This is a genomic window from Streptomyces spinoverrucosus, assembly GCF_015712165.1.
GTDB lineage: Bacteria > Actinomycetota > Actinomycetes > Streptomycetales > Streptomycetaceae > Streptomyces > Streptomyces spinoverrucosus_A.
In genome coordinates this window covers 6,827,115-6,839,511 of record NZ_JADPZX010000001.1, presented here as the reverse complement: position 1 = coordinate 6,839,511, position 12,397 = coordinate 6,827,115, and the positions used below count along the sequence as shown (strand labels likewise).

Below are 12,397 nucleotides of genomic sequence, written 5' to 3'. Positions count from 1 at the left end.
TCTGCACAGGTGGCCGACGGGACGTATCGTGGCCAAAAGGGTGCCGCCGATGACGCACGGCCCGTCGTACCCCTATGCAAGGAAAACCGGCCATGGCCGATCCCAAGGGTTTCATGACCACCCCCCGCCAGGACTGGCCCCGCCGGCCGGTCGAGGAGCGGGTGCGGGACTGGAACGAGGTCTATGTCCCGGGGGCGCTGCTCCCCATCATCAACCAGCAGGCGGATCGCTGCATGGACTGCGGCGTGCCGTTCTGCCACCACGCCTGTCCGCTGGGCAATCTCATCCCGGAGTGGAACGACCTGGTCTCCCGGGACGACTGGCGGGCGGCGAGCGACCGGTTGCACGCCACGAACAACTTCCCCGAGTTCACCGGACGGTTGTGCCCGGCGCCGTGCGAGACGGGGTGCGTGCTCGCCATCAACCAGCCGGCGGTCACCATCAAGAACGTCGAGTGCGCGATCGCCGACCGGGCCTGGGAGGAGGGCTTCACGCCGCCGAGCCCGCCGGAGCGGCTGAGCGGGCGGACGGTCGCGGTGATCGGGTCGGGGCCCACGGGGCTGGCGGCGGCACAGCAGCTGACGCGGGCGGGGCACACCGTCGCCGTGTACGAGAAGGACGACCGGCTCGGCGGGCTGATGCGGTACGGGATCCCCGAGTTCAAGATGGAGAAGCACCATCTGGAACGCCGGCTGGAGCAGATGCGGGCCGAGGGGACCAAGTTCCGTACCTCGACGGTGGTCGGGCGGGACGTCGGGGCGGCGGAGCTGCGGTCGCGGTACGACGCGGTGGTGATCGCGACCGGGGCGACGGCGTGGCGTGAACTTCCCGTGCCGGGGCGGGAGTTGGCCGGGGTGCAGCAGGCGATGGAGTATCTGCCGCTGGCCAATCGGGTGTGTGAGGGCGATCTGGAGGTCTCGCCGCTGTCCGCGGCCGGGAAGCATGTCGTGATCGTCGGGGGCGGTGACACGGGGGCGGACTGCCTGGGGACGGCGGTACGGGAAGGTGCGGCGTCAGTGACACAGCTGGACATCTACGCGCAGCCGGGGGGCGAACGGGACGAGGATGCGGAGCCCTGGCCGACGTACCCGAAGATCTACCGGCTCTCGGCGGCGCACGAGGAGGCGCGCGATCTGCGGACCGCGCCGGCGGCGGATGCGGACGCGCGGTTGTTCGCGGCGTCCACGCTCCGCTTCACGGGGGACGAGGAGGGGCATGTGCGGTGGCTGCACCTGGTCGAGGTGGACGCGCAACGGCGGCCGGTGTCCGGCACCGAGCGCAGGCTGCCCGCCGACCTCGTGCTGCTCGCGCTGGGCTTCTCCGGGCCCGACCGGGAGGACGGGCTCATCGAGCAGTTGGGGCTGGAGATGGAACCGCGCGGCACGGTCGCGCGGGACGCCGGGTTCGCGACGAACGTCCCCGGTGTGTTCGCCGCCGGGGACGCGGCGCGAGGACAGTCGCTCATCGTGTGGGCGATCGCGGAGGGGCGGGCGGTGGCGGCGGCCGTCGACCGCCATCTGACAGGGAGTTCAGAACTGCCGGCGCCCATTGGGCCGTACGACCGGCCGATGGTGGTGTGAGGGGCGCCGCGACCGGCGGGCCAGGGAGGCGGAGGGCCTGGAGGCTCGGCCCTCGCCGGGCCGCGCCGGTGACTGCTCGCCGTGGCGGGCAACCGACACCGGCCATCCGCCGCCCGACACCGGCCGCCCGGGACCCGGCACCCGACACCGGCCACCCGACACCCGGCACCCCGCACCCCGCACCCCGCACCCCGCACCCGCTACCCGACACCCGCCACCCAGCACCCAGCACCCGGCACCCGGCACCCGGCACCGGGCGCCCGCCCCCACCCGGCACCCGCCACCCAGCACCCGCACCCGCACCCGCACCCGCACCCGCACCCGGAACGCCCCCTCCCACGGGCATGCTCAACCGCGGCGTTCGTCCGTCCCCGCCACCTTCCCCGTCGACAGCGCCACCCGGTTCCACGTGTTGATCGTGCAGATCAGGGCGATGACCTGGGCCAGTTCCCGGTCCTCGAAGTGGGCCGTGGCCTCGGCGTAGACGTCGCCGGGGACGCCGGCGTCGGCGACCAGGGTGAGGGCCTCGGTGAGGGCCAGGGCGGCCTGCTCCTTGGGGGTGAAGAAGTGGCGGGCCTCGCGCCACACGGCGACCATGTGCAGCCGGTCCTCGCTCTCACCGGCCTTGCGGGCGTCGTTGGTGTGCATGTGCAGGCAGTACGCGCAGTGGTTGAGGTGCGAGGCGCGGATCTGGATGAGCTCGACCAGGGCCGGGTCGAGGCCCTCGCGGGCCGCCGCGTCGAAACCGATGAGGGCGCGGAAGGCCTTCGGGGCGGACTTGGCGAAGTCGAGCCGGGTCCGCTCGGCCTCGGCGGCGGCGATGGCGGCAGCGGGGGCGCCGGGCGTCGCGTGCATCGTGTTCGTCGCCTTGTTGGTCGTCGTGTCGGTCGTCTTGCTCGTCGTTGCGTTCGTCGTTGCGTTCGTCGTCATGCCCTCAACCTACGGCCCGCAAAGACCGGCTGTAGGGTGCATTTCCATGGCAGAAACGTGGGTCAATTCCGCCCAGCGCATCGGCTCCGACCTGCACCTGGAGCTGGCGGGCCCGGGTGGTCGCCGCGCCGCCCTCATCCGGGCGCTGCGGGACGCCGTACGCAGCGGCCGCCTCCCCCCGGGCGCCCGCCTGCCCCCGTACCGCTCGCTCGCCGCCGATCTCGGCGTCGCCCGCAACACGGTCGCCGACGCCTACGCCGAGCTCGTCGCGGAGGGCTGGCTGACCGCCCGTCAGGGCTCGGGCACCCGCGTAGCCGACCGGGCCGAGCCCCTCAAGGGCAGCACCCGGGTCGCGAAGAAGACACCCGCACGCGCGCGTGGCCCACGACACGACCTCCGGCAGGGCACCCCGGACGCGTCCGCGTTCCCGCGCGCGGCCTGGCTCGCCTCGTACCGGCGGGCGCTCCAGCAGGCGCCCAACGAGGTGTTCGGCCCAGGGGACCCGGCGGGGCGCCGGGAACTGCGCGAGGCACTCGCCGAGTACCTGGCACGCGCGCGTGGCGTCCGCACCGAGCCCGGCCGGATCGTGATCTGCTCCGGTTTCGCGCACGCCCTGCGGCTGCTCTTCGGCGGCGGCGTCCTGCGCGGCCCACTGGCGGTGGAGGCGTACGGACTGGGCTTCCACCGCGAGTTGCTGACCGCGACCGGCGTACGGACGGTCCCGCTGCCCCTGGACGAGGACGGCGCCCGCGTCGACCTGCTCGCGCGCGAACGGGCCGTCCTACTCACGCCGGCCCACCAGTTCCCGACCGGCGGCCCGCTGCACGCCACGCGCCGCGCCGCCGTCATCGACTGGGCACGCGCGCGTGGGAGCGTGATCCTGGAGGACGACTACGACGGGGAGTTCCGCTACGACCGCAAACCCGTCGGCGCCGTCCAGGGGCTCGACCCCGAGCGGGTGATCCACATCGGCTCGGTCAGCAAGAGCCTGTCACCGGCGCTGCGGCTGGGGTGGATGGCCCTGCCGGAGCGGTACGTCGACGGCGTCCTCGCGGCCAAGGGCGAGCGGGAGGGCTGGGCGAGCGTCCTGGACCAGCTCAGCCTCGCCGACTTCATCGCCAAGGGGTCGTACGACCGTCATGTGCGGCGCATGCGGCAGCGGTACCGCAGCCGCCGGGACCGTCTCGTCGCCACGCTCGCCGAGCACGCCCCGCACATCGAGGTGACCGGCGTCGCGGCCGGCCTGCACGCGGTGCTGCGGCTGCCGCCCGGCACCGAGCGCTCCACGGTCAAGGCCGCCGCCTGGCAGGGCGTCGCCCTCGACGGTCTCGCCGCGTTCCGGCACCCGCGGACGGACATGACCGCACGTGACGGCCTGGTCGTCGGCTACGCGACCCCCTCGGAACACGCGTACGGGGCGGCACTGGAGGCGCTGTGCGGCATCCTGCCGCCCCAATGAGTGCTTCCGGCACCCCGCAGGCCCCGTAAGGACACGACGCAAACGCTTACGCCTTCCGCCCCACGGCCCCGTACCCAGGAATCACCCCGTCGTCCTGCCCCGGCACCGGCTCCCCCAGCTCCGGACGCCACTCGGGCACCACCACGACCCCCGGCTCGACCAGTTCGAGCCCGTCGAAGAAGCGGGCGAACTCGCCCCGGGACCGCAACGCCAGCGTGACGCCCGCCGCCCTGAGCTTCTCGGTGGCCGCCGCCGACTCCTCCGGCGTGAAGTCGGCGGTGGCGTGGGTCATCATCAGGTAGCTGCCGGAGGGGAGTTCGGACAACAGCTCCGTGACCAGCTCGTGCGCGCCGTCCTCGTCGTCGACGAAGTGCAGCAGCGCGACGAGGGAGAGCGCCACCGGGCGGCTGAGGTCCAGGACCTTCCTGGCCCCCTCGATGATGGTGGCCGGTTCGCGCACATCGGCCTGGAGGTACTCGGTCACGCCCTCGGCCGTGCCGCGCAGCAGGGCGCCCGCGTGGGCCAGCACGATCGGGTCGTTGTCGCAGTAGACCACGCGCGCGTCCGGTGCGACGGCCTGCGCGATCTGGTGCAGGTTGGGCTCGGTCGGGATGCCCGTGCCGACGTCCAGGAACTGCCGTACGCCGTTCCCGGCCAGCCAGCGCGTGGCCCGGTGCATGAACGCGCGGTTGACCCGCGCCATCACCGGCACGCGCGGGTCCAGGGCCAGCATCTGCCGGCCCATCTCCTCGTCGACGGGGTAGTTGTCCTTGCCGCCGAGATACCAGTCGTACATCCGTGCGGGATGGGGCTTGCTGGTGTCGATCTCGGTCATGAGGCACTCCATAGGCGTCGGACGCGATAAGTGATCAAGTCAGTACCAAGATAGGGAAGTTGAGCCGCAAACAAGGACAGAAGAAGGGCACCAACAAGCCAAAGTCCGTCGGGCCGGCGTCAGGACAGCAGGAAGTCCGCTTCCCCCGCCTTCGCACCCTCGATGAACGCCGTCATCTCGTCGGAGGTGTAGATCAGCGCCGGCCCGTCCGGGTCGGTGGACTGCCGGACGGCGATACGGCCGTCGGCGAGCTTCATCGCCTCCAGGCAGTTGCCCCCGTTGCCGCCGCTCCACGGCTTGTGCCAGCCCTCGCTGCCCAGTTCCCGGGCGGGCATGCCGTTGTAGATCCGCTCGGTGCGGACCCGCGGCTTGGGCTGGGACGTGATGCGATCCATTCACAGCTCCTTGCGGAGATCCTCGAGGATCTCCTTCGTGCGATGTGCCGTAGCGGCCTGCGCCGCCATGCGGTCCATGACCTCGAGGTGGGTGGCCACCTCGGCGCGCGCGTCCAGGTAGACGGCGCCGGTCAGGTACTCGCTGTAGACCATGTCCGGAAGTTCGGGCACGGCGAATCGGAACAGCACGAAGGGCCCGTACGTGCCGGGGTGCGGCCCCGTGGCGAACGGGACGACCTGCAACGTCACATGGGGCAGCTTCGTGGCGTCGAGCAGTCTTTCGATCTGGGCACGCATCACCTCCGGGCCGCCGATCGGGCGGCGCAGCACGGTCTCGTCCATCACGGCCCACACCCTGGGTGCGTCCTGACGGGTGAGCAGTTCCTGGCGTTGCATACGCAGTGCGACGTGTCGCTCGATGTCCTCGGGCCGGGTCTGGCCGACGGCGCCCGATTTCAGGACGCCACGCGCGTAGTCCTCGGTCTGCAGGAGTCCGGGCACGAAGTGGGGTTCGTAGCTGCGGATGAGGGAGGCGGCACCCTCCAGGCTGACGTACATCGAGAACCAGCCGGGCAGGATGTCGTGGAACCGCTGCCACCAGCCGGGTTTGTTGGCCTCCTCGGCCAGTTGGACGAACGCGTCGGCCTCGTCGTCGGGGACGCCGTAGGCCTTCAGGAGCAGTTGGAGATACGGGATCTTGAGGGCGACCTCGGCCGTCTCCATACGGCGGATGGTGGCGGGGGCGACGCGCAGGACACGGGCGGCCTCCTCGCGCTTGAGGCCGGCGCGTTCGCGCAGGTCGAGCAGGCGCCGACCGAGAACGACCTGGCCGACCGTCGGTGCCGACCGCGGCTCGCTCACGCTCCACCTCCACTCATCGAGGTCCTGACGGCTCATCGAGACCCTGACGGCCGCACGATGCGCATGAACCCCGTACGAATCCTGTACGAATCCTGACAGCCCAGCGGCGCCATTCGAAGACCTATTCGAAGGTCGGTGCCGACCTCCGGGGATCTCAACTGGCGCCGCGTCACATGTTGTTGCGAGCAGTGTGCCACGACCCTTCACCGCGTCATACAGCACTCTGCAATTTTCAGAGTGACACTTGCCAAGTTGTTCGCGGCGGGGCGATAGTGGCAAGCGTGATTCCGTCCGCGCCCTTAGGAACAGACGCCGCCGCAGGCCGTTTCGGCCTCGGTGCAGCCGCGGCAGCCGGCCCCTTGGGGTCCGCTGCCGAGCGCCGGTTCCGCTTCGAGCTGGCCGCACACCCGGGTTCTCCCGCGCAGGCCAGACGTCTGACGCGGACCCGGCTGACCGGCTGGGCGGTGTGCGAGGACACCTGCGACACGGCCGCGCTGGTGGTGTCGGAGCTCGTCACCAACGCGATCCTGCACACCGCGAGCGATGTCGTCGTCTGCGAGTTGCACGACGGCGACCACATGGTGCGCATAGCCGTGCGTGACCAGGGATGCGCCGCGGGTGATCCCCATCCGGCCCCGGGCAGGCCCGAGGAGGAGCACGGGAGGGGACTGCTCCTCGTCGACGCGTTGTCGCACGCCTGGGGCGCCCAGGAGCACGGCCCCGGGCTGCTGGTCTGGGCCGAGGTGCCGCGCCAGGCCGACGCGCCCCGGGGCGACCTCGGCTGGGGCGCCCGCCCCAAGCCGGGTCCGTCCGGCGGCTCGGGCGAGGACGACGAGGCGCACGCGCGCGTGTGCCGGCCGGCGCGCGGTGAAACGGGGACCGAATGGGTGTGACGGCTGCCTCCGGCGGCGGACAGGTACTCGCCCTGGACACGCTCGTCCGCCTGAGCCGCGGGCTGCGCGGGGCGGACGCACCGTCTCTGCGGCTGTCCGTACCCGACGGCATGACGGCCCCGCTGGGCTGCGACGCGGTGCAGGTACCCGCTCGCTTCGGCCCACTCGTCCTGCCCCGCCTCCCGCGCGTGGGGTGCGTGTACGCCGACGACGCGCACTGGTGGTGGCTGGTCCCGTCCGACTCGGACTACGCCCTGGAGTGGCCCGCCCCCGCCCGCTACGCCACCGGCGCGGTCGTCCCCGAGGCCCCCCGCCTCATCCACCGCCCCGACGGCACACTCCCCTACACCCCACCGATCCCCCTCTACCTGGCCCTGTGCCGCATCATGGGCACGACGCCGAGCTGGTCACGAACGGTCACCGCGTAGCGCTCCGCGGAGGCGCACCCGACCACGCAAGCCCCCCGCAGGGGACGCACCACCTAGCGCAAGCCCCTCCGCACAGGCGCACCCGACCACCGCGAGCCTCCCGCAGGGCACGCACCACCTAGCGCAAGCCCCTCCGCACAGGCGCACCCGACCACCGCGAGCCTCCCGCAGGGGACGCACCACCCGGCACAACCCCCGCCACAGAAGCGCACCCGAACCACGCAAGCCCCTCACAGGCACGCACCACCCGGCACAACCCCCGCCACAGAGACCCACCCGACCACCGCAAGCCCCCCACAGGACCGCGCCCAACCAGCGCCCCCTCCCCCGCAAGAGCACACCGCCCAGCGCAACCCACCCCCCACGCGCCCCCACCCCAAGGCCCGCGCCCCCGCACACCCCGGCGTGCGCCCCCACCCCCACCCCGCGCCCTGCCCAGTCGCCGACCGTGCCGCGATAGTGGCCGTTCGTGCGGGTTCGGGGGAGGCAGACGGTGGGGACGAAAGGCGGCACGGACAAGCCGGAGGTGTCCGAGTCGGAGCGGCTGCTCTTCGGTGGCCCCCTGCGCTACGACATGGGCTGGAACCAGCACTCGGAAGCCTTCCTGGAGCTCTCCTTCCGGGCCATGATCACGCGGATGCCCGCCCTGCTCGCCTCCAGCCTCCGGCTGGCCCGCCAGGCCGACCGCGGTGCCACACGGACGGTGCTGGCGGCCGAGGTGGGCCGGGGCATGGCGCAGGCGGTGAGCCTGTTCGCGGTCAACAGCGTGCTCAGCCGACTGATGGGCACCGGCCCGATCGAGGACCGGCTGCGCGGCGCCGTCCCCGCGCTGGTCGCCATCGCCGTCGTCCTGCTGCTCGGCGCGCTGCTGCGGGCCGCGTCGACGTACGCCACCGGGCGGCTGGAGCCGAAGGTGGAGCGCGTCGCGACCGAGCAGTACCTGGAGCGGGCCGCGGCCGTCGAGCTCGCGGCCATCGAGGACCACGCCTTCCACAAGCTGCTGGACACCGCGCAGTACGGCGCCGCCTCGGCACGCCGGATGATCATGTACGGCACGCGCGTGGTGAACGCGCTGATCTCGCTGGTCGCGGCAGCCGGCGTACTCACCGTGCTGCATCCGCTGCTGCTCCCGCTGCTGGTGACGATGACGCTGCCCAGCGCGTGGAGCGCGCTCACGAACGCGCGGCGGCGCTACGAGTCGTTCCACACCTGGGTGCAGCACGCGCGCGCGGGACACCTCATCAGCAGTCTGCTGACGGAACCGGAGGCGGCGCCGGAGATCCGCCTGCACGGCGTGGGCCCGTTCCTGCTGCGGCACTTCCGCGCGATGTCGGAGGCGGCGGAGGCGGAGCAGGCCCGGCTGGCACGGCTAGCGGCCCGTACCGGCCTGATCGCGGCGGCCTGGACGGGCCTCGCGACCGTGTCGACGTACGCCACGCTGGGCGGTCTGCTGCTCTCCGGGGCGATGTCGCTGGCGGTGGCGGGCACGGCCGTGATCGCGATCCGGACCGGCTCGGCGAGTCTGGAGTCGCTCGTGCTGGAGATCAACCAGCTGCACGAGGAGGCCCTCTTCGTGGGCGACCTGGAGCGTCTGTACGTCGAGGCCGCCGACCGTGCGATTCCGGTCGGCGGCGTGGTGCTGCCCGAGAACGCGCGTGAGATCCGCTTCGAGAACGTCACGTTCAGCTACCCGGGTGACGCCACCCGCCCCGCGCTCGACGACGTCTCCCTGACGCTGCCGCTCGGCCGGATCGTCGCGCTGGTCGGCGAGAACGGCTCGGGCAAGACCACCCTGGTCAAGCTGCTGGCCGGGCTGTACACACCGGACCGGGGCCGGATCCTGTGGGACGGCGTCGACGCGGCGACCGCGGACCGGCGCCTGCTGGCCGAGCGGATCGCGATGGTGGCGCAGGACTTCAAGCGGTGGCCGTTCACGGCGCGGGTGAACATCGCTGTGGGCCGTCCCTCGGTGCCGGTGGCCGAGGAGCGGCTGGCGGCGGCGATTGTCGAGGCGGGGGCCGAGGACGTGGTCGCGGATCTGCCGCGCGGTCTGGACACGCTGCTGGCCCGCCATTTCAGCGGCGGGCACGAGCTGTCCGGCGGGCAGTGGCAGCGGCTGGGCATCGCCCGGGCGGCGTACCGGCGGGGCGGCATCCTGATCGTGGACGAGCCGACGGCCGCGCTGGACGCCCGGGCCGAGCTGGAGGTGTTCGACAAGATCCGCGCGCTGGCCGGGACCGGCCAGACGGTCGTGCTCATCACCCATCGGCTGGCGTCCGTACGCCATGCGGACCTGGTGCACGTCCTGGACGAGGGCCGGCTCGTGGAATCGGGAACCCCGGAGGAACTGCTCGCCAAGGGCGGCGTCTACGCCGAGCTGTACGGGCTGCAGGCGGAACAGTTCGCGATGCCGGCGCCCGCGCCCGAAGTGAGCTGATCCTTGTCACTCACTCCGTGCCGTCGCCACCCCGGACGATCACCAGGAACGTGTCCGTCGCGAGGTCCATCACGACCTCGGCGGGCAGGCCCTCCGACCGACGCGCCCGCGCGAACTCCTCCGCGGGCCACGACCCGCGCGGCCCGCCCGCGGGAAAGCGTTCGAGCACCATTCGCCCGTTCACCATCCTGCACCTCCAGAAAGCGTCGTACTTGTAGGAGTTAACGCCTTCCGAAGGGAAATCGCCTCGCCAAGTGACACTACTGAGACGTAGTTGACACTCGTTCACCGTCAAAGGTGAGGAGGCTCTCCCCATCTGCACGTTTACCGTTACCCTCCGCTTCACTCCTCGTACTCGTCGTGATAACGGATCCGCTCACTTCCCGCGGGCGCCCCGAACGCCGACGCGCGCCCCTTGGGTTCCTCCCACTCCTCCTGTCGGCCCAGCGCGGTGAGGTCCAGGAAGCTGGTGGTCGAGCCGAGCCCGTCCAGCCCGCGCTCGTACGTCGAGTAGGTGTGGAACGCCCGGTCCCGGTCCCGCAGGAAACAGCTGACGCCGGGGCGGTCGACGAGTTGCCCGTCGTGCTCCAGGGTGGCCGCGAAGTCGTGGTTGAAGTCGTCGTCGTACGACGAGTACCAGGGCAGCGTCCAGCCCATCCGCGCCTTGAACGGCAGGATCCGCGTGTACGGCGCCCTGGAGACGGCCGCGAACGTCGTCCCGCGCGCGTGCAGATGCGCCAGATGCCCGACCTGGTCGAGGAACGCCGAGCAGCTGCGGCAGCCGGCGTCCCACTCGGGCGCGAACATGAAGTGGTAGACGACGAGCTGGCGCCGGCCCTCGAAGAGGTCGAGCAGAGTGGCCTTGCCGTCGCCACCCTCGAACACGTATTCAGTGTTGATCTCCACCATCGGCAGCCGCCGCCGCTCGGCGTTGAGCGCGTCCCGCGCGCGTGTGGCGGCCTTCTCCTTGACCAGCAGTTCCTGACGCGCCCTGCGCCACTCCTCGCGCGAGGCGATCTCCGGAAGCGACATGGCCCCTCCTGTGCAACGGTCCCGTTGCGGATGGTGACCGTTGGACGGGGTGGAACTCATCGCGGTTCCCCGAAGATTTTTTGGCGCGGCAGAAGATTCTTCGCGGCGGGCGAAGTCTCAGGTGTCGTACTCCTGGATACGCCGCCCATGGCTCCGGTCCAGCAGCGCGGGCATGCGCTCACCCAACTCCCGTACGACCGCGCTCACGTCCAGCGTCAGCAGCTCGCGGTCGCGCATCAGGATCCGCCCGTCGACGATGGTCGTGCGTACGTCCGAGGAGCGGGCGCTGTGCACGAGCGTCGCGGCGAGGTCGTGCACGGGCTGGGTGTGCGGGCCGGTGAGGTCGACGAGGACGATGTCGGCGCGCCGGCCCGGCGCGAGGGCGCCGATGGCGTCGCCCAGTGCGACCGCGCGGGCGCTCTGCAATGTGGCGTGGTGCAGGGCCTGACGTGCGGTCAGCCAGCGTGGATCGCCCTCGGTCGACTTCTGGATGAGGGCGGTGAGCGCCATCGACTCCCAGACGTCGAGGGAGTTGTTGGAGGCGGCGCCGTCGGTGGCGAGTCCGACGGGGACGCCGATGGCGCGCAGGGCGCGGACGGGTGTGGTGGTGGGCCAGCCGAACTTCAGATAGCCGCGCGGTGCGGTGGCGACGGCGACACGTCCGCCCGCGCGTTCCAGCAGGGGCAGGTCACGGTCGACGATGCCGGTGCCGTGCGCGATGAGCAGGTCGGTGTCGAGGAGCCCTGTGCGTTCCAGGACCTCGATGGGGGTGATGCCGTGGCGGGCGAGGCTGGTGTCGGTCTGGTCGCGGTTCTCGGCGGCGTGGAGGTGCACCGGGAGGCCGTGAGCGCGGGCGAGGTCGGCGGTGGCGGTGAGGTCGGCGTCGTCGACGGTGTAGGGGGCGTGCGGGGCGAGGGCGGTGGTGATACGGCCGTCGGCGCGCCCCCGGTTCCGTAGCGCGAAGTCGAGACTCCGCTCCCGCCCTTGAGCCCCCTGCGAGGAGAAGAAGGCCTCGCCCAGATGGGCGCGCATCCCGCACTCCTCGACGACGGCGGCGACCGCGTCCATCGTGAAGTAGTGGTCGGCGAAGCAGGTGACGCCGCCCCGGATCATCTCGGCGCAGGCGAGCCGCGCGCCCAACTCCACGTCCCGCTCGGTCAGGTTGGACTCGACGGGCCAGACGACGTCGTTGAACCACGCCTCGGTCGGCAGGTCCTCGGCGAGGCCGCGCAGGGCGACCATGGGCGCGTGGGTGTGACAGTTGACGAGTCCCGGGAGGGCGACCTGGCCGACGGCGTCGATGCGCTCGACGGCGGGCAGGTGCCGTACGGCATCGGCGGTGGTGACGGACTCGACGACTCCACTTCGTACGACGACCGCGGCGTTCTCCTCGAACCGGATCCGCTCCTGATCGTCGTGCACGAGGACGGCGCATCCGGTGATGACGAGGTCGGCGGGAGCTTCCGCGGGAGAAGGCGTCATCAGGCCAACGTACGACGCGGTCGCCGGGGCGCGTGAAGTGAACGGCGCATCCTGTCACGGGTCTG

12 protein-coding genes are annotated in these 12,397 nt (G+C 71.8%); 5 read left to right on the top strand and 7 right to left on the bottom strand.

Features of this window, described 5'->3' with window-relative positions; genetic code table 11:
- Window positions 1-92 precede the first annotated feature (92 nt).
- Entirely contained in the window at window positions 93-1,580 is a 1,488-nt protein-coding gene (locus I2W78_RS31055) for a glutamate synthase subunit beta (protein WP_196463556.1), read from the top strand.
- Between the two features lie 348 nt (window positions 1,581-1,928).
- On the opposite strand, the gene I2W78_RS31050 is transcribed toward I2W78_RS31055, so the two are convergent.
- Window positions 1,929-2,510: a carboxymuconolactone decarboxylase family protein gene (locus I2W78_RS31050; protein WP_374222710.1), complete on the bottom strand. Its 582-nt coding sequence runs from the start codon at window positions 2,508-2,510 to the stop codon at window positions 1,929-1,931.
- Window positions 2,511-2,556: 46 nt separating this feature from the next.
- Between I2W78_RS31050 and pdxR the strand changes: the two genes are divergently transcribed.
- Window positions 2,557-3,969 carry a MocR-like pyridoxine biosynthesis transcription factor PdxR gene (pdxR, locus tag I2W78_RS31045; protein WP_196463555.1) on the top strand — a complete coding sequence of 471 codons (1,413 nt, stop codon included), beginning with the start codon at window positions 2,557-2,559 and terminating at the stop codon, window positions 3,967-3,969.
- 46 nt (window positions 3,970-4,015) lie between these two features.
- On the opposite strand, the gene I2W78_RS31040 is transcribed toward pdxR, so the two are convergent.
- From I2W78_RS31040 to I2W78_RS31030, 3 genes are all read right to left on the bottom strand, one after another.
- Window positions 4,016-4,804, bottom strand: coding sequence for an SAM-dependent methyltransferase (locus I2W78_RS31040; RefSeq protein ID WP_230885646.1), 789 nt, complete (start codon window positions 4,802-4,804; stop codon window positions 4,016-4,018).
- 119 nt (window positions 4,805-4,923) lie between these two features.
- Window positions 4,924-5,199 carry a DUF397 domain-containing protein gene (locus I2W78_RS31035; RefSeq protein ID WP_196463553.1) on the bottom strand — a complete coding sequence of 92 codons (276 nt, stop codon included), beginning with the start codon at window positions 5,197-5,199 and terminating at the stop codon, window positions 4,924-4,926.
- Window positions 5,200-6,060 (bottom strand): helix-turn-helix domain-containing protein, encoded by an 861-nt coding sequence (locus tag I2W78_RS31030; protein WP_196463552.1) that lies wholly within the window; start codon window positions 6,058-6,060, stop codon window positions 5,200-5,202.
- Window positions 6,061-6,332: 272 nt separating this feature from the next.
- Here I2W78_RS31030 and I2W78_RS31025 point away from each other — a divergent pair, with 272 nt between their 5' ends.
- From I2W78_RS31025 to I2W78_RS31015, 3 genes are all read left to right on the top strand, one after another.
- Window positions 6,333-6,953, top strand: coding sequence for an ATP-binding protein (locus I2W78_RS31025; protein ID WP_307783863.1), 621 nt, complete (start codon window positions 6,333-6,335; stop codon window positions 6,951-6,953).
- Entirely contained in the window at window positions 6,944-7,381 is a 438-nt protein-coding gene (locus tag I2W78_RS31020) for a hypothetical protein (RefSeq protein ID WP_196463550.1), read from the top strand. Before I2W78_RS31025 ends, I2W78_RS31020 begins: the two co-directional genes overlap by 10 nt.
- 574 nt (window positions 7,382-7,955) lie before the next feature.
- On the top strand, window positions 7,956-9,818 hold the full coding sequence (locus I2W78_RS31015; protein WP_230886808.1) for an ABC transporter ATP-binding protein: 1,863 nt from the start codon (window positions 7,956-7,958) through the stop codon (window positions 9,816-9,818).
- Window positions 9,819-9,828: 10 nt separating this feature from the next.
- On the opposite strand, the gene I2W78_RS31010 is transcribed toward I2W78_RS31015, so the two are convergent.
- The 3 genes from I2W78_RS31010 to I2W78_RS31000 all read right to left on the bottom strand — a co-directional run bounded on the left by I2W78_RS31010 (window position 9,829) and on the right by I2W78_RS31000 (window position 12,332).
- Window positions 9,829-10,005, bottom strand: coding sequence for a hypothetical protein (locus I2W78_RS31010; protein ID WP_196463549.1), 177 nt, complete (start codon window positions 10,003-10,005; stop codon window positions 9,829-9,831).
- Between the two features lie 155 nt (window positions 10,006-10,160).
- A complete protein-coding gene (locus I2W78_RS31005; RefSeq protein ID WP_196463548.1) occupies window positions 10,161-10,850 on the bottom strand; it encodes a DUF899 domain-containing protein in 690 nt (229 codons plus the stop codon).
- A 117-nt stretch (window positions 10,851-10,967) separates the two neighbouring features.
- Window positions 10,968-12,332 carry an amidohydrolase gene (locus I2W78_RS31000; RefSeq protein ID WP_196463547.1) on the bottom strand — a complete coding sequence of 455 codons (1,365 nt, stop codon included), beginning with the start codon at window positions 12,330-12,332 and terminating at the stop codon, window positions 10,968-10,970.
- Window positions 12,333-12,397: the final 65 nt, after the last annotated feature.